The 21,939-nt window shown below is 62.7% G+C and carries 21 protein-coding genes; 5 read left to right on the top strand and 16 right to left on the bottom strand.

Annotated elements, in window-relative coordinates; all coding sequences use genetic code 11:
• Nucleotides 1-166 precede the first annotated feature (166 nt).
• Nucleotides 167-1,387, top strand: coding sequence for a CaiB/BaiF CoA transferase family protein (locus FVE66_RS04465; RefSeq protein WP_151446156.1), 1,221 nt, complete (start codon nucleotides 167-169; stop codon nucleotides 1,385-1,387).
• 63 nt (nucleotides 1,388-1,450) lie between these two features.
• Entirely contained in the window at nucleotides 1,451-2,434 is a 984-nt protein-coding gene (locus FVE66_RS04470) for a tripartite tricarboxylate transporter substrate binding protein (RefSeq protein WP_151446157.1), read from the top strand.
• A 204-nt stretch (nucleotides 2,435-2,638) separates the two neighbouring features.
• On the opposite strand, the gene FVE66_RS04475 is transcribed toward FVE66_RS04470, so the two are convergent.
• The 6 genes from FVE66_RS04475 to FVE66_RS04500 form a co-directional block, all read right to left on the bottom strand.
• Nucleotides 2,639-4,165 carry a class I adenylate-forming enzyme family protein gene (locus tag FVE66_RS04475; RefSeq protein WP_421829029.1) on the bottom strand — a complete coding sequence of 509 codons (1,527 nt, stop codon included), beginning with the start codon at nucleotides 4,163-4,165 and terminating at the stop codon, nucleotides 2,639-2,641.
• Nucleotides 4,162-5,145: a Bug family tripartite tricarboxylate transporter substrate binding protein gene (locus FVE66_RS04480; RefSeq protein WP_241673000.1), complete on the bottom strand. Its 984-nt coding sequence runs from the start codon at nucleotides 5,143-5,145 to the stop codon at nucleotides 4,162-4,164. The genes FVE66_RS04475 and FVE66_RS04480 overlap by 4 nt, the downstream gene beginning before the upstream one ends.
• Before the next feature lie 115 nt (nucleotides 5,146-5,260).
• Nucleotides 5,261-6,415: an acyl-CoA dehydrogenase family protein gene (locus FVE66_RS04485; protein ID WP_151446158.1), complete on the bottom strand. Its 1,155-nt coding sequence runs from the start codon at nucleotides 6,413-6,415 to the stop codon at nucleotides 5,261-5,263.
• 23 nt (nucleotides 6,416-6,438) lie between these two features.
• On the bottom strand, nucleotides 6,439-7,611 hold the full coding sequence (locus FVE66_RS04490) for a thiolase (RefSeq protein WP_151446159.1): 1,173 nt from the start codon (nucleotides 7,609-7,611) through the stop codon (nucleotides 6,439-6,441).
• Nucleotides 7,608-8,009 (bottom strand): Zn-ribbon domain-containing OB-fold protein, encoded by a 402-nt coding sequence (locus tag FVE66_RS04495; RefSeq protein ID WP_151446160.1) that lies wholly within the window; start codon nucleotides 8,007-8,009, stop codon nucleotides 7,608-7,610. Before FVE66_RS04495 ends, FVE66_RS04490 begins: the two co-directional genes overlap by 4 nt.
• A gap of 85 nt (nucleotides 8,010-8,094) precedes the next feature.
• A complete protein-coding gene (locus tag FVE66_RS04500; protein WP_151446161.1) occupies nucleotides 8,095-8,829 on the bottom strand; it encodes an IclR family transcriptional regulator in 735 nt (244 codons plus the stop codon).
• A 130-nt stretch (nucleotides 8,830-8,959) separates the two neighbouring features.
• Between FVE66_RS04500 and FVE66_RS04505 the strand changes: the two genes are divergently transcribed.
• The gene (locus tag FVE66_RS04505) at nucleotides 8,960-9,880 is read left to right on the top strand and encodes an AEC family transporter (RefSeq protein WP_151446414.1); all 921 of its coding nucleotides are present in this window, start codon (nucleotides 8,960-8,962) and stop codon (nucleotides 9,878-9,880) included.
• 86 nt (nucleotides 9,881-9,966) lie between these two features.
• On the opposite strand, the gene FVE66_RS04510 is transcribed toward FVE66_RS04505, so the two are convergent.
• The 4 genes from FVE66_RS04510 to FVE66_RS04525 are packed head-to-tail and all read right to left on the bottom strand — an operon-like array spanning nucleotide 9,967 to nucleotide 13,769.
• Nucleotides 9,967-11,028 (bottom strand): Ldh family oxidoreductase, encoded by a 1,062-nt coding sequence (locus tag FVE66_RS04510; protein ID WP_151446162.1) that lies wholly within the window; start codon nucleotides 11,026-11,028, stop codon nucleotides 9,967-9,969.
• A gap of 25 nt (nucleotides 11,029-11,053) precedes the next feature.
• Nucleotides 11,054-12,022: a Bug family tripartite tricarboxylate transporter substrate binding protein gene (locus FVE66_RS04515; RefSeq protein ID WP_151446163.1), complete on the bottom strand. Its 969-nt coding sequence runs from the start codon at nucleotides 12,020-12,022 to the stop codon at nucleotides 11,054-11,056.
• Nucleotides 12,023-12,063: 41 nt separating this feature from the next.
• Nucleotides 12,064-12,840, bottom strand: a complete 777-nt coding sequence (locus tag FVE66_RS04520; RefSeq protein ID WP_151446164.1) for a GntR family transcriptional regulator — start codon at nucleotides 12,838-12,840, stop codon at nucleotides 12,064-12,066.
• 2 nt (nucleotides 12,841-12,842) lie between these two features.
• A complete protein-coding gene (locus tag FVE66_RS04525) occupies nucleotides 12,843-13,769 on the bottom strand; it encodes an SMP-30/gluconolactonase/LRE family protein (protein ID WP_151446165.1) in 927 nt (308 codons plus the stop codon).
• Nucleotides 13,770-13,955: 186 nt separating this feature from the next.
• Between FVE66_RS04525 and FVE66_RS04530 the strand changes: the two genes are divergently transcribed.
• Nucleotides 13,956-14,870, top strand: coding sequence for a 3-hydroxyacyl-CoA dehydrogenase NAD-binding domain-containing protein (locus tag FVE66_RS04530; RefSeq protein ID WP_206668708.1), 915 nt, complete (start codon nucleotides 13,956-13,958; stop codon nucleotides 14,868-14,870).
• An 84-nt stretch (nucleotides 14,871-14,954) separates the two neighbouring features.
• On the opposite strand, the gene FVE66_RS04535 is transcribed toward FVE66_RS04530, so the two are convergent.
• Nucleotides 14,955-16,076: a substrate-binding domain-containing protein gene (locus tag FVE66_RS04535; protein ID WP_151446167.1), complete on the bottom strand. Its 1,122-nt coding sequence runs from the start codon at nucleotides 16,074-16,076 to the stop codon at nucleotides 14,955-14,957.
• Nucleotides 16,077-16,264: 188 nt separating this feature from the next.
• Between FVE66_RS04535 and FVE66_RS04540 the strand changes: the two genes are divergently transcribed.
• On the top strand, nucleotides 16,265-17,086 hold the full coding sequence (locus tag FVE66_RS04540) for an ABC transporter substrate-binding protein (RefSeq protein WP_151446168.1): 822 nt from the start codon (nucleotides 16,265-16,267) through the stop codon (nucleotides 17,084-17,086).
• Between the two features lie 61 nt (nucleotides 17,087-17,147).
• On the opposite strand, the gene FVE66_RS04545 is transcribed toward FVE66_RS04540, so the two are convergent.
• The 5 genes from FVE66_RS04545 to FVE66_RS04565 all read right to left on the bottom strand — a co-directional run bounded on the left by FVE66_RS04545 (nucleotide 17,148) and on the right by FVE66_RS04565 (nucleotide 21,848).
• The gene (locus FVE66_RS04545) at nucleotides 17,148-17,876 is read right to left on the bottom strand and encodes a glutathione S-transferase (protein ID WP_151446169.1); all 729 of its coding nucleotides are present in this window, start codon (nucleotides 17,874-17,876) and stop codon (nucleotides 17,148-17,150) included.
• A 349-nt stretch (nucleotides 17,877-18,225) separates the two neighbouring features.
• Nucleotides 18,226-18,972, bottom strand: a complete 747-nt coding sequence (locus FVE66_RS04550) for a hypothetical protein (protein ID WP_206668709.1) — start codon at nucleotides 18,970-18,972, stop codon at nucleotides 18,226-18,228.
• Between the two features lie 109 nt (nucleotides 18,973-19,081).
• Complete coding sequence (locus tag FVE66_RS20320) at nucleotides 19,082-19,699, bottom strand: hypothetical protein (RefSeq protein ID WP_194164347.1); 618 nt, start codon at nucleotides 19,697-19,699, stop codon at nucleotides 19,082-19,084.
• Between the two features lie 136 nt (nucleotides 19,700-19,835).
• Complete coding sequence (locus FVE66_RS04560) at nucleotides 19,836-20,591, bottom strand: PIG-L deacetylase family protein (RefSeq protein ID WP_241673001.1); 756 nt, start codon at nucleotides 20,589-20,591, stop codon at nucleotides 19,836-19,838.
• 33 nt (nucleotides 20,592-20,624) lie between these two features.
• Entirely contained in the window at nucleotides 20,625-21,848 is a 1,224-nt protein-coding gene (locus FVE66_RS04565; RefSeq protein WP_151446172.1) for a GGDEF domain-containing protein, read from the bottom strand.
• Nucleotides 21,849-21,939 lie beyond the last annotated feature (91 nt).

Below are 21,939 nucleotides of genomic sequence, written 5' to 3' on the forward strand. Positions count from 1 at the left end.
TCTTGATCGGTTACATGCCTAGCGTGGCGGCAATAGTAATGCCATGCACCATAAGCAAGGGCAAAACGCCCCTGGAAAGTGCGTTAAGCACCATTTGCGAACAAATGTTCGCGAAAACTGATATTATCCCCAAATCCCTTCGTCGTCATCGGAGTCGTAAAAAACGATGCAACAAGCACTCTCCAATATTCGCGTCCTGGATCTGTCCAGGGTTTTGGCCGGTCCGTGGTGCACCCAAAACCTGGCCGATCTCGGCGCCGAGGTCATCAAGGTCGAGCGTCCCGGCAGCGGTGACGACACCCGCAGCTGGGGCCCGCCCTGGATCAAGGACCAGGATGGCAACGACACCCGCGATGCCACCTATTACGGTTCGGCCAACCGCAACAAGAAGTCGATTGCGATCGACATCTCCACCGCTGAAGGCCAGGCGCTGGTGCGCGAGCTGGCGGCGATATCCGACGTTTTCATCGAAAATTACAAGGTCGGCGACATGGCGCGCTACGGTCTGGCCTGGGACGACCTGAAAAAGATCAACCCGCGCCTGATCTATTGCTCCATCACCGGCTACGGCCAGGACGGACCGCATGCGCACCGTCCCGGCTACGACTATGTATTCCAGGGCATCGGCGGCCTGATGAGCATTACCGGCGGCCGCGACGGCACGCCGGGCGGCGGCCCGCAGCGGGTCGGCATCGCAGTCACCGACATCGTGACCGGCATGTATTCTGCGCTGGCCATCACGGCTGCGCTGAACGCCCGCCACCTGACCGGAACCGGCCAGTACATCGACATGGCGCTGCTGGATTGCATCGTCGCCTTCGGCAGCAACCAGGCAGCGGCCTACATGGCGACCGGTAATGTTCCGCGCCGCTGGGGCAACGAACATCCGAGCGTGGTGCCCTACCAGGTGTTCGAAACGCAGGACGGCCATATCATCGTTGCCGTCGGCAACGATGGCCAGTTCAGGAAGTTGTGCGGCGTGATCGGCCAACCCGCGCTGGCTGACGACATCCGCTTCGCAAAAACCTCTGCCCGCCTGGAGAACCGCGAAGTGCTGATTCCGCTGCTGCAGGACCTGCTGCGGCAACGGCCGTCGGCGCTCTGGCTGGAGCAGCTGGAAGCGGGCGGTATTCCCAGCGGCCCGATCAATAACTACAAGCAGGTATTCGAAGACGAACAGGTACGCCATCGCGGCCTGTGGCAGGAAATTCCCCTGCCCGAGGGCGGAACCACGCCCACCATCGCCAGCCCGCTGCGGCTGTCGCAAACGCCGGTGCAGTACAACTCGCCGGCGCCGACCCTGGGCCAGCACACCACCGAAATCCTGCAAGGCCTGCTCGGCAAGTCGGCCGAGGACATCGCAGGCCTCAAAGGCATCATCCAGTAGTCATCGTTCAGTAGTCATCGTTCAGCAATACCGTCAACCATCACGGACTCAACAGGAAACAACATGAATTTCGACCGCCGCATCTTCCTGGCTGCCACCGCTGCAGCTTTCGCCAGTGCCGCCATGCCTGCTATCGCGCAGGCGCCGGCGGGATTCCCGAACAAACCGGTGACCCTGGTCGTGACCTATCCGCCAGGCGGCCCGCTGGATACGGCTGGCCGCGTGCTGAGCGCGCGGCTGCAGGAAATGTGGAAGCAGCCGGTCATCGTCGAAAACCGTCCGGGTGCCAATGGTGCCATCGGCGCAGCGATTGCTTCGCGCGCGGCGCCGGACGGCTACACGCTGCTGGTGAACTCCTTCCACCACGCGGTGTTGCCGTCGCTGATGCCTAATACCGGCTATGACGTGATCAAGGATTTCACGCCGGTATCCTTCGTGGCCCAGTACGACGTTTTCCTGATCGCGCATCCTTCAGCGCCGTTCAATACCGTCAGCGAACTGATCGCTTACGCGAAGAAGAACCCGGGCAAGGTGACTTACGCATCGGCCGGCAGCGGCGGCGGCACCCACATGGCCGGCGAATTGTTCCGCCTGCAGACCGGGACCCAGTTGCTGCAGATTCCCTACAAGGGTAGCGCTGCCGCCGTCACCGACGTGCTGGGTGGACAGGTCAACATGATGTTTGCCGATGGCCCTTCCGCTGTGCCGCATATCAAGAAGGGCAGCGTCAAGGTGCTGGCCGTGGGCAGCCCGAAGCGCTCGCCTTTGCTGCCTGAAGTGCCAACTTTCGAGGAAGCCGGACTGAAGGGCTACCAGGCCTATGCATGGGCTGGCGTGCTGGCGCCGACGGGGACGCCGAAAGCGATCGTCGACAAGCTGAGCGCCGACATCAAGGTCGCCCTGAACCATCCGGACTCGAAGAAGCGCCTGTTCGGCGTCGGCGGCACGGCTGCGCCTTCCACGCCTGAGCAGTACGGCAAGTTCTTCAATTCGGAAATGACGAAGTGGGCGAAGGTGGTCAAGGACGGCAATATCAAGATCGATTGATATCGGATTGAAGGGCAGGTGCCTTCAAGCTTGACGCCCCTGCTTGCCTGGTGGCAGCAGGGGCGTCAAGGGCTGAGCGACTTCATGGCTCCCTCCCCTTGAAAGGGAGGGAGCGTTCGTGGCGTTCGTCGGTCTGCGCTACGAACCAGGATGTGGGTGGTGTTCAGCCTTGAAGGGCAGCGAGCATTCCATGCATCCGCAGCCCTACATCCCCACAGCCTGCTCCAGTAACTCCCGCTTCAATATCTTCCCGCTCAGCGTCATCGGAAACGCCTCCACCCGTATCACTCGCGCCGGGCGCTTGTAAGGGGCAAGGCGGTCCGCAATCCACGCCTGCAATGCTTGCTGGTCCGGCACCGACGGATCGTCGGTCTCGATGAACGCCAGGATTTCCTCGTTGCCATCGTCTTGCTTGCGGCCCGCCACCGCTGCCCGGCGAATCCCGGGAAACGCGCCGAGCACGCTCTCGATCTCTCCCGGATATACATTGAAGCCGGAACGGATGATCATTTCCTTCAGCCTGCCAACCACGTACAGTGCGCCGTCCGGGTCGACGTAGCCGACATCGCCGCTGGCGTACCAGCCGCCGGGCTGCATCACCTTGGCGGTGCTCTCCGGGTCGCGGAAGTAGCCGGGCATCAGCCCGACGCCGCGCATCCATATTTCACCGCGCTCGCCCGCGGCAAGGTCGCGGCCAGCCTCATCGACGATGCGCAATTCCGCGCCTTCGACCAGATAGCCCGCCGAGGTGTCGTTGCGCTGCTCGCCCATCCGGACCACGGCCAGCGCGCCGGCATATTCGGACAAGCCGTAGCCGTGATGCAGCGGGTGGCCGAAGCGTTCTTCCACTGCCCGCTTCAGGTTGATGTCCAGCGGTGCCGCGCCGGCGTACACATAGCGCAGGGCAGGGCAGGAGGGGCGATTCATTCCCGTTCCTTGTTCGTCCAGCCATGCCAGCAGCCGCGAGAACATTGCCGGCGGACCCTGCAGGTTGGACACCCCGCCCGAGGCGAGGGCATCGAATACGTCGGCCGGATCGAAGCGGTTGCGCATGACCAGGCCGGCGCCAGCATGCAGCGAGGCCGCCAGCACCGTGCCAAGGCCGAAGATATGGGTCATCGGCAGGTAGGCATACGAGCGGTCTTCCGGTTTCAGCTGTCGCGATTCGCTGGAGACGCGGCCGAACTGCAGCAGGCCGGCATGCGAAACCAGCACGCCTTTCGGCTGGCCGGTGGTGCCGGAGGTGAAGATGATGGCCGCGACCGACTCCGCCAGCGGCCCCGTTTCGGCTGTCGCCTCGCGCCGGGTTTCGCTGCGTTCCAGCCCTGCCAGCGCAGACGGCACGGCCCGTGCATCACGCGCATGCCGTGCAGCTGCGTCCGACACGGCCGAGGTGAAATAGAACAGGCGCGGATCGGCGGTGGCAGCGAAACCATCGAGTTCTCCGCGCGACATGCGGGCATTGACGCCGCATGACCAGGCGCCGACCCGGCTGCAGGCCAGGATCAGCGCCACATGCTCGGGGCAGTTCTCGGCCGCGATCATCACGCGGTCGCCGGGCTGCACGCCTTCCGATCGCAACTCCTGTTCCAGCACCGCCACCATCGCGCCCAGCGAGCGCAAGGTGATGGCGGATCCCGGCAGGTAGAGGAAGGCGTGCTCCGGCGACTGCGCCAGCCGGCGATCGAAAAGATCGTGAAGCCGGGGCATGCGCATTGGCATTTGCATCATTCGAACTTGATGTTCTTGGTGACGCTGCCCCACATTGCCAGGTCGCGTGCTGCCTTGTCGCCCAGCACTTGCGGTCCGCCAACCCACAAATCATAGCCAGCCTCGATCAGCTTGCGCTTGAGTTCTTCATTGGCAAGTGCTGCCTGCGCTGCCTTGTTGATCTTGGCGACGATGTCGGCCGGGGTTTTTGCCGGGCCGAACAGGCCGTACCAGCCGAGCACTTCATAATCCGCGATGCCGGCTTCACGCATGGTCGGCACATCGGGCAGCGACGGATTGCGCGCCAGCGAGGTAACCGCGATCGGCCGCACGCGGCCGCTGGAAATGTAGTTGCGGGCGGTGCTGACGATGTCGAACATCATCGTGATCTGGCCGCCGATCACGTCGGTCATTGCCGGGGCATTTCCTTTGTAGGGCACGTGGCTGAGTTGGGTGCCGGTGCGTACTGCGAACAACTCGCCGCTCAGGTGGTTGGATGCGCCCATGCCGGCCGAGCCGTAAGTCACCTTGCCCGGATTGGCCTTGGCGTAGGCCACCAGTTCCTGCACATTCTTGAACGGCATGTCCTTGTTGGCGACCAGCGCGTTGGCGTAGGTCAGGATCGGCGCCAGCGGCACCACGTCCTTGACCGGATCGAAGGGCATGGCCTTCAGCACATGCGGCGTGATGGTCATGGTCGGGCTGGCGCCAAAGAAGATCGTCAGTCCGTTCGGCTGCGACTTGGCCACGTAGTCGCCAGCCATCGAGCCGCCGGCGCCCGGCTTGTTTTCCACCACCACCTGCATGCCAAGTTCCTTGGCGAAGTAGGGGGCGAATACGCGGGCGCCGGCATCCACCGGGCCGCCTGCGGTGTAGCCGACCAGCAGCTTGACGGTCTGGCCGGATTGCGCCAGCGTGGCCGTGCTGCCAACGGCGAGCAGGCCGAACAGGGCGGCGTTCAACTTGCGGCGCATGCTGCCGGTGCGGGATAGTTTTTTCATGCTGTGTCTCCTTTGGTTTGATTATTTTCGGGGCTGGTCAGGCCCGCATCTGTGTACTACATGAAACTGGCTTTCTGCTTCTTCATCATTGCTGCATCCAAACCCGCTTTACTCATTATTCGGCAAAGTCGCGCACCATATTGCGTGCAATGACAATCTGCTGGATCTGGGTCGTTCCTTCATACAAGCGGAACAGGCGCACGTCGCGGTAAAAGCGTTCGATGCCGTATTCGGCCAGATAGCCGGCGCCGCCGAAAATCTGCACCGCGCGGTCCGCCACCCGGCCGCACATTTCGGATGCGAACATCTTGCAGCACGAGGCTTCGGTCGACACGTTGCGGCCCTCGTCGCGCTTGCGGGCGGCGTCGATCACCATGCAGCGCGCAGCATAGACTTCGGCTTGGCTGTCGGCCAGCAGCGCCTGCACCAGCTGGAAATCGGCAATCGACTTGCCGAACTGCTTGCGCTCGATCGAATAACGAAGCGCATCGCGCAGCATGCGTTCGGCGACGCCGACGCAAATCGCCGCGATGTGGATGCGGCCTTTTTCCAATACTTTCATCGCGGTCTTGAAGCCCTGGCCTTCCTTGTGGCCGATCAGCTGGCTGGCCGGCACCCGGCAGTTTTCGAAGATCACGTCGGCGGTATGGGCGCCGCGCTGGCCCATCTTCTTGTCGATCTTGCCGATCGAAATGCCAGGCGTGTTGCGTTCGACGATGAAAGCCGACACGCCGCCCGCACCCTTGTTGTTCGGATCGGTGCGCGCCATCAGCGTGAAAATCCCTGCGTGCGGCGAGTTGGTGATGTAGCGCTTGGTGCCGTTGACGACGTAGTGGTCGCCGTCGCGTATTGCGGTAGTGCGCAGCGACGCCGCGTCGGAGCCGGCCTCGGGCTCGGTCAGCGCGAACGAGGCGATCAGTTCGCCGGTCGCCAGCAGCGGCAGGTATTTGGCTTTCTGGTCCTCGGTGCCGTCCATCAGGATGCCTTGGGAGCCGATGCCGACCGTGGTGCCGAACAGCGAGCGGAAGCAGGGCGAGGTCTGTCCCATTTCCAGCATCACCATCACTTCTTCTTCCATCGTCAGGCCGAGTCCGCCGTACTCCTCCGGCACGGTCAGGCCGAACAGGCCGATCTGCTTCATTTCCCTGACGATGTCCTCGGGTATCACGTCGGTTTCGGCTACCAGCTCTTCAGCCGGCACCAGCCGCTCGCGCACGAAGCGGTTGAGCGAGGAGAGGAAGGCATCGAGCGTTTCGGGATCACGGATCATGGCTTCTTCTTTCGATCTTTGTTCTAGAGGACTTCTTCAGTGGCGAGGATGGCGGTCGACTGGCTGGACAGCATGCCGCCGTTGCCATGGGCAACCGCCGTGCGCGCCCCCGCTATCTGCCGTTCTCCGCACTCCCCGCGCAACTGGCGCACGGATTCAATGATGGTGAAAATGCCGTACATGCCCGGATGTACGCAGGACAGGCCGCCGCCATTGGTGTTGACCGGCAGGTGTCCGCCAGGCGCGATGCCGCCGTTCTGCACGAAGGCCGCGCCTTCACCCTTCTTGCAGAAGCCAAGGTCTTCCAGGAACAGCAGCGTGTTGATGGTGAAGGCGTCGTACAGTTGCACCATGTCGATGTCGGACGGCGTCAGGCCGGCCATGGCAAATGCTTCGCGGCCGGATTCGGTCGCAGCGGTCACCGTCAGGTCGTGCATCGACGAAATCTGGCGATTCCACACCGCAGTCGCGTTGCCCAGCACGTACACCGGCTTCCTGGGCAGGTCGCGCGCCCGCTCGGCGCGCACCAGCACATAGGCGCCACCACCATCGGTGACCAGGCAGCAGTCGCGCACCGAAAGCGGATCGCTGATCATGCGTGCATTCAGCACGTCGTCGATCGACAGCGGATCGCGCATGAAGGCTTCCGGATTCATGCGCGCCCAGGCGCGCGCCGCCACCGCCACTTCGGCCAGGTCGCGCCGGGTGGTGCCGAACTGATGCATATGGCGCGACGCCGCCAGTGCATAGGCGGAAGGCGGCAGCATCGGTTCATACGGCGTTTCGTAAGGCTGGGGGTCGAGGTGGCGGCGGGCTGCGACCATCTCGCGCCGGCCGAATGCGGCCGTACGCTGCGCGCTGCCGTAGCAGACCAGCACCGCATTGCACTGGCCGGACTGCAGCGCCAGCATCGCCGGCAACAGATGGGCGACGAAGCTGGAGCCGCCCAGCATGGTGCTGTCCAAAAAGCGAGGACGGATGCCGAGATATTCGACCACCGGCATGGACCACATGCTGGCGCTGGAACTGGCGGTGCACAAGCCGTCGATGTCGCTCATCTTCAGGCCGGCATCGGCCACTGCGGCGCGCGCCGAGCGCGCCAGGATTTCCATATCGGTGAAGCCATGTGCCTCGCCTTGGCCGAAGGTGGCGACGCCGACGATGGCGGCGCTGCCGCGCAATGATTGCAGGCTCATGCCTTTTCCCCTTCCAGTGCATCGAACACGACCAGGCCCTGTCCATTTTCGACTTTCACCCGGGCTTGCACGCGCTGGCCGATTTTCACGTCCGCCGGGGGCAGGTTGTCGACGCGGCTCATCAGGCGCACGCCTTCGTCCAGGTCCACCAGCGACACGTTGTAGTCGCCGCCGGCATCGGGCTTGCGCCGTACGGTGGTCACCGCGTGCACGGTGCCCAGTCCGGACGGCGGCACCAGCGCCAGTTGGTCGCTGCCGCAATGCGGGCATAGCTCGCGCGGGAAATACACATGGCGGCTGCAGCCATTGCAGCGCTGGATCAGGAAGCGGCCATCGTCCAGCGCCGTCTGGTGCGCGGCCTGGATGCCGGTGGGTCTGGAAGTGTCAGTCTCGTTCATGCTTGCCTTTGTCGGTTCCTGTTCTTGACCTGGCTGGTCTTTGATTGATTGATTTTTGCCTGCTTCCCTGCTTGCCGGAGCGCCATCATCCAAGCTGCTCCGCGGCGGCGCAGGTCGCGCGCACCCTGGCGGCGTGTTCTTCCAGCAGGGGTTCCATCCGGTAGTTGGGTCCGCCGACGGAAATCCCGTACCACTCCTTGTTGAACCGGAACGACCACGACACTGCGGCGAGGTCGTCGACGCTCTCGCGAAGGTTGGAATACCAGCCGCGCTCGCGCGAGAGTGCCAGGTCTGCCTCCAGCGCTTGTTCGTCGGTCAGGGTGAAATCGGTGAACCTGGCCCACTGGCAGTCGGCCAGCATCGCATGGCGCTCTTCGGGATCGAGCGCGCCGAGGATAGCCTTGGCCACCGCGTTGGCGTGGATAGGGCGGAACTCGCCGGCGCCGGCGGTGTAGCGAACGCGCTGTTCCGACTCGACGACGTCGAGGTAGACCACCATCCCGGCCTGCAGCTTGCCGAACATGATGCTTTCCCTGGTGTCGTCGCGAAGTTTCGCCAGCAGCGGGCCCATGCGTCCGAGCAGCGAGTCGCCGGAGGAAATTTTTTCGGCAATCTGGAGCAGGCGCTTGGTCGGGTAGTAGCCGGCACGCCTTTCGGCCTCGTAGATGTAGCCGCGGTTCTCGAGCGTGCGCACCAGTGCGAAACAGCTGGATACCGGGATCTCGAGCAGGCGTCCCAGTTCGGACAAGGGCAGCGGTCGCCCTTCATTGGCGAAGGCCTCGAACAGATCCAGGACTCTGGTTGCGGTTTTCACATTCATGAATTAAGTTTCACGGATGTGAAATAAAATGTCAACCAGCTATTTTCCCGTCTGCAAATTGTTCTGCAATTAATGCGATCATTCGGGTCCTTCGGTTGAAAACCGGAATCCGGAAACGAGAGTGCGCGAGATGATTGCAGGCCTGGCGGGAGTCTATTTGGCGGTTGGCACGATGCTGATGCCGGTACTTGTCTGTATCGCTGTCGGCATAGGGTGGGGTCATCGCAAGCTGGCCTATCCGGGCATGTTCGTGTCGACGCTGGTGACCATGGTGGCGACGCCGGCACTGGTGTTCCACACGCTGGCGACCACCCGGCTGGCGCCTGGGACGGTGGTATCGGTGGCCCTGGCTGCCGTGCTCGGCATTGCGTTGATGGGCGTGCTGAGCGCGATCGTGCTGCGGATCGCCGGATTTCCGGTGCGTACCCTGGTCCCGACCGCGACCTTCCCCAACGCCGGCAACCTTGGCTTGCCGCTGTCGCAACTCGCATTTGGCGATGCCGGGCTGTCGGTGGCGGTGGCTTTTTTTTCCGTCACCTCGTTCCTGCAGCACACGGTGGGAGTCTCCCTGCTCACGGCGAACAAGGGGGGCAAGGCCGGCAAGCCCGGCCTGATCAGCCCGGTTGTGCTGGCGGCGGTATCCGCAGTGATCTTGCGGGTGGCGGATCTGCCGGTGCCGGGCTGGATTGTCGAGAGTACCCGCATGCTGGGCAGCCTGACGATTCCGTTGATGCTGATCAGCCTGGGGTACACACTGGTGACGATCTCGTTCAGCAGCATCCGGGAAGGCTTCATGCTCGGCATGATCAGGCTGGGCGTCGGCGTGGTCGGCGGTACGGCAGTCGTCAAGTTGCTTGGGCTGCCGCCGGAGGTGGCCGGCGTCACCTTGTTCCAGATGATGATGCCGGTGGCGGTGATCAACTACATGTACGCGCAGCGCTATACCGACCATGCGGATGCAACCGCCGGCTCGGTGGTGGCGTCCACGGCCTGCTTCCTGGTGTTATGTCCGCTGGCGCTGTGGTATGCGGGAGCGCCGTTGCAGTTTTGAAGGGCGTCCCTCTCGCGGTCTTTCAAGGGAGGCAAAGGGAAGCGCCAGTTGCGGCGCTCCCCAAAGCGGCCATCACAAAGCGGCCATCACAAAGGCTCGATCCCCAGTTCTTCCGCCAATGCCGCCAGGTCCTTGACCAGTCCGGCGGCCAGGGGAATTCCCCTTTCCGCATACTCCCGGCGTTTGCCGAAACTCTGCTCGCCCGGTAGCCAGATCCGCTCCACGCCGGGCAGGCGCTCGCTGTTGCGCAAGTCCCGGATCAGGTGATCCAGCGCGGCCTTGAACACGGATGGCTCGGCGAATGCCGCCAGGTCCAGCACCAGCACCGACTGTCCGGTATTGGTCGGCGTGGTGTGGTCGTGATTGAAGTCGACCACGTCCCGTCCCATCGCCGCGCCGTTCAGGGTCCCGGCCAGCAGTCCGACGATCAGGGCCAGCCCATAACCCTTGTGATTTCCGATCGGCAGCAGGAAACCTTCGTCGGCGCGCTTCGGATCGAGCAGGGGCTGGCCCTGGCGGTCGATCATCCAGCCTTCGGGCATTTGCTCGCCGCGCTTGGCCTTGGCCTTGACCTTGCCGTAGGCGGCAACCGTGGTCGCCATGTCCAGCACGACCGGCGGCTCGTCGCCGGCCGGCACGCCGACCGCAATCGGATTGGTCGACAGCAGCATTTCCGCACCGCCCCATGGCGGCAGGTGATTGGCGTTGCCGACTGCGAAGTACAGCGCAATCATGTCGTGCTCCACCGGCTTGCGCACATACAGCGACGCCGGGCCGGCGTGATTGCTGTTGCGGGCGCCGACCCAGCCGATGCCAGCATTCCTGGCCTTTTCCATCGCCAGGTCCACGGCCTGCGACATGACCAGGTGCCCCATGCCGTTGTCGCCGTCGATCACCGCCATCGCAGCACGTTCGGTGACGACGTGAATGTCGGGACGGGTGTTGATGCCGCCGGCGCGAATGCGCTTCACGTACTGTGGCAAGCGTATCGCGCCGTGCCCGTCCGAGCCCTGCAGGTCGGCAGTGGCCATCAGGGTGGCGACGCGGCCGGCATCTTCTGCGGGCAGGCCGGCGTGCTCCAGGCCTCTGGACAGGAAGGCCTGGAGCCGGTCAAAGCTGACCGGGTTGGATTCGCTTCGTGAGGTCATCGTTGGTTGCCAGGTTTGCGCTTGCTCACTGCAGCTTGATGTTTGCGGCCGGGATGATTTTTTTCCAGCGCGCGATGTCGTTGACATACAGCTCGTTGAACTTCGCCGCCGACAAGGGCGCGACCTGGGCGCCGGCCTTGGTCAGTCGTTCGCGCATGGCCGGATCCTCCAGCAACCTGGCCACGCTGGTGGCGACGAAGCCGGCAAGGTCAGGCCCGGTGCTGCCCGGCATGAACACGCCCTGCCACAGCGTCATCTCGTAGTCCTTGAGTCCCGATTCCTGCATGGTCGGCAATTCCGGCGTGCCGGGGTAGCGGGTGGCGGCGGTCACGGCCAGCGCGCGCAGGCGGCCGCCCTTGTACTGCGGCAGGCCGACCGGCATGCCGGCGAAGTAGTAATCCAGTTGGCCGCCGAGCAGGTCGGTCGCGGCCAGCGAGCCGCTCTTGTAGGGAACATGCACCGCATCGATCCCGGCCAGCACCTTGAACAGTTCGCCGGCCATGTGATCGGAGTTGCCGATGCCGGATGAGCCGAAGTTCAGCTTGCCCGGCCTGGCCTTGGCGGTTGCTACCAGCTCGGCCACGCTCTTGGCGGGCGAGTTCGGATTGACCACCAGGATATGCGGGGTGGAGGTCACGCCGGCAACCGGCAGCAAGTCCTTTGTGCCATTGAAGGGGAGGCTGGGGTTGGCGGCGATGCTGATCGCCAGCCCGTTCTGTGCGAACAGTATGGTGTAGCCGTCCCCAGTCGACTTGGCGACCGAATCGGCGGCGATATTGCCGGCCGCGCCGGGACGGTTTTCCACGATTACCGGCTGCTTCCACTGCTCGGACAATCCCTGCGCAACAATACGGCCGATGATGTCGGTCGAGCTTCCCGGCCCGTAGCCGATCACCATGCGCACCGGCTTTTCGGGAAAGGTAGCGGCGTGGGCCGCCCCTGCCGCCGACAGTGACATCAGGAACATCATCAGGAGGCGTCTCTTTATATTCATGGTCTTGATCCTTGGTTGATGTTGAACAGCGATTGCGGCATTCAGTTGCTGGTACTGGAAGGGCGGGACAATCCTTTCAACTCCATGTTGAAGGTGAAGCGGTTTTGCGGATGGCGGGTAACGGTGACTTCGAACGGGTCGCCCTTGGCATCGAAGTAGCGGCGCGTGATGACCAGGCACGGCGAGCCTGGGGGCACATCCAGCAGCTTTGCGTGCTGCGCCGACAGGACGTCGACGTCGATCTGTATTTCTGCGCGGTCGATGCTGACGCCGAAATGCCGCTCGATCTGCTCGAACACCATTTCGCGCGCATGGTTCTTCATCTTCGCCACCTTGGCGAATTTGTGCAGGATATGAATGTCGGTCCATGCCAGCGCCAGCTTCGATTGCTCGTCGCGGCGCAGGGCCCCGATGTGATACCAGGATGAGCCGAGCGGCGCTTTCAGGATCGGCTGCAGCGTCGTGTCGCATTCGACGTAACGCTCCACCTGGTTCTCGCGATAGGTGTTGCCCGGATAGCGCAGGACGTCGCGCAGTGTGTTGAAGTCCTGGCTGTACACCCGCGGCTGCGTACACGATATGACAGTCGATGCAGCGCCCTGGCGGCGCTCGATGAAGCCGCGCTCCTGCAGGCTCTTGAGCGCATGGCGCAAGGTATGCCGGCTGACGCCGGCCTCCTCGCACAATGCCTTTTCCGACGGCAGGGACGAGCCGACCGGCCACTCGCCCGAGCGGATCCTCTCCAGCAAATCCCGGGCGAGCTTTTCGTGCAGCGTCTTCGGCTGCCCGGGATCAACGCGAGAATCAGTGAAGGCCATGCTCAGGAAAGGCCATACATCTGCTTGCCCGCGACAGGCATGTCGGCGACCAGGATGTCGCCGGACAGGGACTCGGTGATGTACAGCTTCTTGTTGTCCGGGCCGCCGAAGCAGATGTTGGCCAGGTGATGGTGGTGCTTGTTTTCGGAATACACCAGATGGGTCGGCAGCATGTTGCTATCGAAGCGCCACACGCCAACGCCGAGGTGGCAGACCAGCAGGCCGTTTTCGGAATCCATCTCGATGCCGTCCGGGCCGGCCGCACCGCCCGAAAGCTGGATCGCGACGCCGGTCTTGGAGACCGAGCCGTCCGCCATCAGCGGCAGGCGCCAGATCTGTTGCGAGCGCGTGGCGGCGACGAAGCAGTGCTTCTCCTGCGTGTTGAGCGTGATCCCGTTCGGGCTGGGAACGTTCAGCGCCAGCCGGTCCAGCTGGCCGTTTGCGCGCAGCCGGAATACGCGGCCGGTCGGATCGGCAATGCCGGTTTGCCCCTGGTCGGTGAAATACAGGTCGCCATTGGATGCGAAGTGCAGGTCGTTCAGGCCCTTGAACGATTCGCTGTACATCGAACTCAGCACGGTCTCGATCTTGCCGGTCTTCGGGTCCAGCACCATCAGCCCGTGCTTGTAGCAGGTGATGAAAGCGCGCCCGTCCTTGTGAAACTTCAGGCCGTTCGGCCAGCCGTCGTACTGGCAGACCAGTTCCCATTCCCGTTTCGGCGTAATGCGGAAGATGCGTCCGAACGGGATGTCGAGAAACCACAGGTTGCCGTCGCGATCGAAGGAAGGGCCTTCGAGGAAGCACTCCACCTCCGCGCCCTGACGGTTGGGATCGGACCAGGCGGTGCGGGATTTCTTGCGGAATTTCTCCGGCATCGACATGAAAACTTCAGCCTTGATCAGTTCCGGCTGTTTGAACGGATTGAACATGGAGCTCCCTGTTTGTTTTTTCGGTTGAGGACAAGTGTGAAGAAACTACAAAACAAGTCCGGACAAGTTGTTTGCGTTACACGAGATTGATTCAAGTGTAAGATCAATTCAATTGCAGCACAAGGAACAGCGCACTTTGGTCGTGCTTGTATGGACAAGTCAGAAATTTCGAGAGGAGAAGAAAGCGTGGAAAAAATCGTCGTAATCGGCACTGGCACGATGGCCGTGGGGATTGGCGCAGGATTCATCAATGCGGGGATGGCAGTGGTATTCCTCGGCCGCAGCTTGGACAAGGCAGCGACCGTGCTGGCCGACGCAGAGAAACTCGCAGCCACCCTGGATCGGGTCGAGGGCCTTGCGCCCGGCGCCGGCTCCGCCGGTCTGATCGATAGCTGGAACGACTGGCCGGGCGTGAACTGGGTGATCGAAACCGTCGCCGAGAATTTTGAGTTGAAGCGCGAATTGTTCGCCGCGCTCGACGCCCGGGTGCCGGCCCACATTCCGATCGGCACCAACAGCTCCGGCTTTCCGATCACGCGCATCACGGAAGGACTGGCGACGCGCTCGCGCATGTTCAACGCCCACTACTTCATGCCGGCGCATCTGGTACCGCTGGTCGAGGTCGCGCTTGGGGAGGATTCCGATCCGGCCCTGGCTGAAAAAGTTTGCGAACTCTATCGCCGCGCAGGCAAGAAGCCGGTGCTGGTGCGGCGTGACATCCCCGGCTTCCTGGCCAATCGCATCCAGCACGCGCTGATGCGGGAAGCGCTGGCCCTGATCGACAGCGGCATTGCATCGCCCGAAGATGTCGACACTGCCGTGCGCTACAGCTTCGGCTTCCGCTATGCGGCGGCGGGTCCGGTGCTGCAAAAGGAAATTTCGGGATGGGACAGCATGGCGCGGGCGGCGCAGGAGATTTATCCCTCCTTGTCCAACACCCATGTGCTGGCCGACTGCGTGGCCGGCATCATCGCAGCCGGCAAGACCGGGATGAAAGCCGGCGCCGGCTTCGTGGAGTGGCCGCCAGAGCGCGCCAAAGCGGAGCGTGCCGCTTATGAAAAGCGGCTGCAGGCGGCGTTCCGGGTATTGTCGATGGACTGACGCCGGGCAAAGGAATCGGCATCCGGTTTCGCATGCAGCCGGCGCGCCTGGCCACCAAGGCCGGGCAGGGCGGTCTCAGGTGGTTCAGGCCTCCGCCGCCTCCGGCTTCACCGGTTTGGGCTTCCTGAACGAGTACCACGGCAAGGCCTGCCGCAGCGATACCACTTCTCCTGCCGCGGCTGGATCATATCCGGGCAGGTCCGCGACCAGGACGCGCCATTCGTCGCGCGCAAGCAGTTCCAGCAACTTGACGATGGATGGCTCCTTCAGCGTGTCCTTCAGGCAGGCGAAGTAATACTGTTCCCGGACCAGTGGAATGAAATCCAGCCCGAATTGTGTGGCGGCGGCGCGGATGCCGATGCCGGTATCGGCGCGGCCGGATGCAATTGCAGCGGCAACCGACAAATGGTTGGGCTCGACCTGGTCGTAACCGTTCACGCTGGATGCGGCAATGCCATGCTGCACCAGCATTTGCTCGATCTCGACGCGGGTGCCGGAGCCCGGTTGCCGGTTCACGAACCGGAGCTCCGGCCGGACAAGGTCAGGCACGCCGCGAATGTTCTTCGGATTGCCGCGGCTCACCATCAGTCCCTGCTCGCGCGCGAGGAAATTGATCAGCTTGTGCTTGCCGGGCTTGAGCAATTGCTTGAAGATTTTTTGCGTCAGCGTGCCCGGCGCCCGGTCTTCGCTGATGTGGAAGCCGGCCAGCAGGCATTCGCCACGCGACAGCCCCTCGATGCATTCGATGCTGCCGCGGAACTGCAGGTCCAGGTGCAGCTTTTCTTGCTGCGCCATGAAATCCTTCAGGCGCGGCAGCGCCAGGTCATGGCTGGCGAAAACCGAAACCACATGCGCGCCGCGGTCGAATGCCAGCGCGAATTCGCGCTCGATTTCGGCCACCAGGTTTTCGATCTGCGGCATGACGCGGGTCTTGGCCCGCTGCTCGGCAAACAGCAGCTTCTCGCCGAAGCCCGACAGGCGCGCGCGCTTGCCGCGTTCCCACACGATCAATTCGGAACCGAGCGTCGATTCCCAGTTCTTGATCGCGCCCCATACATGGCGATAGGAGAGCCCGAGCCGCTGCGCCGCCTGCGCAACCGAGCCGGTGCTGTGAATGGCCGACAACATGTCGAACAGCGGGTTCTCCAGTTGCGGCTTGTCGCTTGGGGTCTGGGTGAAGGTGTAGCCGAGCTTGACGTGGAGCATGGGTGAATTTTTGTGGGAAAGCCCGCTGCATTATAGGAGCAGTTGCGCCGGTTCGATTGCTACATCGGTTATCCGGGCGCTAAAACGTATGCATTTCCATTCATATTGGATTGCCAACGATTGCTGCGTACCATACCGCGGTGGCCGGGCCAGACTTCTCTGCCCGCCCGATCGAAACGGAGACAAGAATGTTTAACTGGAAGGCGCGCTTCGCCGCCGTCACTTTCGCACTTGGATTTGCAGCCGCATTGCCGGCCGCTGCGCAGAATGTCATCAAGCTGTCCACCACCACCAGCACCGAAGCATCCGGCCTGCTGAAATTCCTGTTGCCCGCGTTTGAAGCAAAATCCGGCAGCAAGGTGCATGTGATCTCGGTCGGCACCGGCAAGGCACTCGAACTCGCCAGGAACGGCGACGTCGACGTGACCCTGGTGCATGCCCGGCCGTCCGAGGACAAGTTCGTCGCCGAGGGACATGGCGTGCAGCGCCGCGATGTGATGTACAACGATTTCATCATCGTCGGCCCGACTGCCGATCCGGCCGGCGTGAAGGGCAGCAAGGACGTGATCGGCGCCATGAAGAAGATCGCCGCAGGCAAGGCGAAATTCATTTCGCGCGGCGACAATTCCGGCACTGACCAGATGGAAAAGACTTACTGGAAAGACGCCGGGGCGCGTCCGGAGGGCAGCGCTTATGTTTCGGCCGGCCTCGGAATGGGCGAGGTGCTGACCATGGCGGCGCAGATGCAGGCGTACACGCTGACCGACCGAGCAACCTATGGCGCCTACCGCGCCAAGACCGGGCTGGTGGTGGCGGTGGAAGGCGACAAGAAGATGTTCAACCCGTACGGCATCATTGCGGTCAATCCCGCCAAGTACAAGAACATCAACCACAAGGGCGCGATGGAACTGATCGAGTGGATCACGTCAGCCGAAGGGCAGAAGAAGATTGCAGACTTCAAGGTGGACGGTCAGCAGCTGTTCTTTCCGTCGGCCAGCAGCGCCAAGTAGGGTCAAGCAGGGTCAAGCAGGGTCAAGCAGGGGCAGGTTGCGGCCAAAGTAGCGGCCAAAGTCAGCCGTCAAGTTCCGGATAATGGCGGAAGATGTCATCGTTATTGAAGGGCAGGCGACGGTCCGAGGCAAGGTAGTCCCTGATGCGCGGGCGTGCAAAGACTTCATCATGCAACTCGCGCAGACGGGGGCAGGCGCGCAGCGCCTTCCGGCTGGCTTGCGGAAAGGCGTAGCGCAGCCCCGCAATTACCTGTGCCATCGACAGGTCGGCATAGGTGATGCGCTCCCCGACCATGCCGGGACCCGCTGCCGGGTTCCGTTGCAGCACCCCTTCGAAATAGTCCAGGAATTTCGATAGCCGGTTGTCACGGAATTCGTCCGATCGGCTTTTCGATGCAGGCTTCTGCTGTTCATAGTAAAGGCCGACGCCTAGCGGGTGGTGGCAGTCGTGGATTTCGACCAGGAAGTCGGCAATGGTGAGCTGCAGTTGATGCGTCCAGAGCCTGCCAGCGGCATCGCGCGGCGCTAGGTCGAGCCGCCCTCCGAGATACAGAAGGATGTTGGCGGTCTGCCCGATCAGCTGGCGGCCGGCTTTCAGGAACGGCGGCGCGAACGGTGGCCGCTCCACCGATGCACCGTTCATCAATCTTTCCATGGCAGCCACACCCCCGCCGTCATTCTCCGGCAAGCGGGCAACATCGATGTACCGGGCACCTGCGTCCTCCAGTGCGAGCCGGACATATTCGCCGCGCCCTTGAATCCCGGGCCAGTAGTAGAGTTGGTAGATCATGGGATGGGCTCCGGGTGGGGCAGGGTGGGCGCGCTGCTGCTGGCAGCGACGCAAACCGCCAGGCAGGACTGGCTGCAGTTGACTTCCATCAGCAGGCCTTTTGCTGGCATGAGCCCTGCGATTCTGGGCTGGACGAATTGATCGGTCAAGCGCAGCGGTCCACAGTAGTGGTCCGGACCAGTCTTGGCCAGGTGTCGGGCAGAATCCTCCGGAAAGGAACATGCGGTAAGGGATGCCCCTGGCCGTTACATGCCAGATGGCTGCGCCTGCGTCACATGTCCTTGGAGGGCATGCGACACAGGCGCAAGCTCATATTCTTGCCGGCGCGAGGTTTTCCCCTGTCCCCTGATCAGAACGCATAGCCGATCGATGCGCCGCCGCCCCAGTCAGGGCTGCCATCGGAAAAGCCCTTCACGACATACAGTTGGCCTTTCCAGTGCCGGTCGAACTTGTGCGAGACGAAGCCCATCAGTTCGCGCTGGTCGAATCCGGTCGCCGATGCCTTCTGACGGTAGTCGAGCGACATGCCGGCATGGTCGACCTCGCTCAACTGGTAGCTGGCACCGACGCTGGTATTGAATACATCGTTCAGCACCAGCGTGCTCGAACTGCCCAGCATGGCATAGCCGACCGTGCCGAACAGCGTTGTCCGCTGGATCTTCTTGTAGATGTCGACCTGCACTGCATAGTCGTTCTGGCCGGTGCCCAGTCCCTTGTCGGCGTCTGCGGTGGCAAATTTGATCTTGCCGGTCAGGTCGATGCCCATCTGGCGGGATGGGTCGTTGACCAGGTTGTAGACGGCGTAGGCCACGGCGTCGCCCATGCCCGATGCAGACGTGCTGGCGCCAGTGACATTACGCACCTTCCCCACGCCCGGCACCACGTTGCCGGAGCCGGATATCCTCACATAAGGGAGTGCCAGCTTGAACGTCCACGGGCCGGTGTCAACTGCGACCACGACAGGGATGGAGTTAATGGTGGTGGTCTGGCTGGTGCCGTAGGTGCCGGTACTGGTGTCGAAGCCGCTGGTGATGCGCAGCGCCGGGGTGGTCGCTGCGTCCGCCGCCCAGCCTGCCTGGGCGACGCATGTCAGCATGGTGAGGAGCAAGCTCCCCCGAATAATTATCTTGCCTTGCATTTATCATTCCATGGATATGAAAAAAGCGGGCCTGCTCAGCAGGACCCGCCCCTGGTCGACGGCGCGATCAGCGCTTGGTGACGCGCTCGATCCGCTCCGGCCGCTCGACTTTCAACGGACGCTCCATGCGTTCCGGCCGCTCCATTCTTTCCGGCCGTTCGATCTTTTCGGGACGCTCCGCGCGGGCAATGCGCTCGATCCGGTCAGGCCGCGCTTCCGCCTTCTCCGCTTTCCTCGCGTGATTCAGTTCGTGGCGATGAGCGGCACGTTCTGTACCCTTCAGGCGCTCGGTAGCGTTGATGCCATTGCTGTTCAATGCGGACTTCGAGATCGTCGCAGCAGGCTGCGTCGTGGTTGCGGTAGTGCCCGAGGTGACAGTTGTCTGTGGCGGCGTGGTGGTGGTCGTGCTGCCTGCCGTCGTGGTCGTTGTGGTGGTGCCAGCTGTTGTGCCGGTGGTCGTGCCCGCGGTAGTGCCAGTAGTGGTACCAGCTGTTGTGCCAGTGGTAGTGCCAGTGGTGGTGCCAGTGGTAGTGCCAGTGGTGGTACCAGTGGTGGTACCAGTGGTGGTACCAGTGGTGGTGGTCGTTGTGCCAGTCGTACCCGTCGTGCTCGTCTGCCCAAAGCTGGGCGCTGCGACGGAGACGGTGACGCCGGCGAGCAGGCTGGCCAATATCAATTTACGCATTGCATTCCTTTCCTGGTGTCAGGCATTTGCCTTCGATGCAATGTATCGGCGGCAAGTCTTTCAGGCAATGCAGCCTTACACTTGGTAACTGCACTTACTTCTGGCACGCAGCAGTGGGCAGGCGCAGGCGCCGGCGTTACCCGAAGCGCTGGAGTTCGAATACCTCGGCGTAGGGTTTGGGGCTTGCGGCATGGTCTGCGGCCGCGCGATTGACGGCGAGTACACGCTCATCGAAGCCGATGCCACGCGTTTTCAGGTTGCGTTCCTGCTGCGAACGATGAAAGCGCAGCAACTCGCGCTTCCAGCTGGCAGCTTCCTCCTCAAAGGACATGACAACATCGGCGCGAAAGGAGAGGGTCTTGGCGTCCAGGTTCAGGAAAGCATGGACCTTGAGGTCATCCTGTGTCGCGATGGAGTGAAAGGTTTCCCAGGTGCGGCGGTGGGTGCGGTTGCTGTCATTTCCGTGCGGAAGGAAGACCATATTCGCTTGCCGTGGTGCCAGGTAATTGCGCAACTGCTGGTACTGAAGCGCTTCGTCGTAGGGTCGCCCGTCGACTTCTTCCCACAGGCGCAGGAAGCTCAGCCGCTCAGGTGGCAAGCCGAAGAAGGCACAACTCGATCGTTGTTCGGCCTCGCGGATCGCGGCCTTTTCGGATGGCTGCGTGGCGCCTTGCCATCCGTCCTTGACGCCGTTGGCACCACTCGTCAGGACGGCGACATGAATCTGGTGTCCGAGCGACTGCAGCCATCGCATCGTGACGCCGATCGCGTCGAAGTCGTCCGGATGGGGAGCGAGCACGACAATAGTCGCAGGGACCGTCAGGTCGAGTCCGGGAATGGCGCATCCACGTCCGGTCGCCGCCGCCGTCAGATCAAGCGGAACCGGTGTCACTTTTTCCGGTTCAGGAAATTCCGGCGCAGCCATTCAGCATGTGGCAGTCGTGCCGTTGCGGGAGAGGGATGCCGGTGCAGGCCGGCTTTCCGCCTGGTCGGGATTAGTGCGCCCATAGGCAACGAAAAACGCATCGCGGCCGTAGTCTTTCGCCCGGTACAACTGCTCGTCCGCCCGCTTGAGCAAGGTATTCCAGGAGTCAGGGACCTGGCCAGCCTCAAGTGTTGCGAATCCAGCGCTGACGGTCACCGGGTGCTGGTCCAGGTAGCGATACTGCCTGACCGTCTCCAGCAAGCGCTTTCCGAGCATCTCGCATTCGGACGCGTTGACCCCGGGGAAAATGATGCAGAATTCTTCGCCGCCGTAACGGCCGATCAGGTCGCCCTGGCGGCAGGTGAATGAGAGCAGGCGCGAGATCTCGACCAGCACGGCGTCTCCCACCTGGTGTCCCATCTGGTCGTTGATGCGCTTGAAGTGGTCGATGTCGACCAGGGCCACCGATAACGGACGTCCATAGCGCAGGGCGATCGCAATTTCCCTCTCGCCAGCAGCAAGCAGGGCGCTGCGGTTGAGCAAGCCGGTCAATCCGTCATGGGTCGCGAGGTGCCTCTGCTCCTTGATCGAACGTTCAAAGTACAGCAGGATCAGGCCGACCGAGTAGAGCACCATGCCAACCAGCGGTATCAGGTACATCACGAACACTGCCCACACCGATTGCGTCATGGGCTTCAGTTCGGCGGTGCCCATCGCCACCATGGTAATCCGCGATGCGTTGTTGAACAGCATTGTTCCGAGCGCGCCCAGCACCAGCCATGCGCCGAGCGTGCTTTGCCCGGCATTGCCGCGCCAGGCGGTCGCGAAGCTGATGCACACCATGGTCATCATCGTCCCGGAAAACAGGGCAATGCGAGGTGGCACATGCGGCTGCGTCAGCACCAGCGTGTGGAGCACGAAGAACAGTCCGCCGATCACCCAGGCGTCGTATCCGCGGGGGTGACCGTAGAAAGTGCGTATCCCCCAAAGCTGGAATACCGCGCCCCAGACGATGGCATTGTTGGAAAGACTGAGAATCCACAGCCGGCCTGCGCCGGCGTCGTACAGGAACCCGGCGACGCCGGCAGCGATCAGGATTTCGGCGCACGCCCAGTACTGGGCACCAGCGGCCCGATTGCGGTCGACAAGATAGATTCCGCCCATGGCGAGCGCCATGCATAGCTGCACTGCGATGATTGCCAATCCGGCGGTCAGGGCGTCCATTGATTCAGTAGGGAATACTGGTCATTCGAGGGGTGTTTCCGTATGGTAACTCACCCCTGCGCTGTACACCTGATTTTTCGAGTTTCGTCGG

This window comes from Lacisediminimonas profundi, assembly GCF_008831265.1.
Taxonomy (GTDB): domain Bacteria; phylum Pseudomonadota; class Gammaproteobacteria; order Burkholderiales; family Burkholderiaceae_D; genus Lacisediminimonas; species Lacisediminimonas profundi.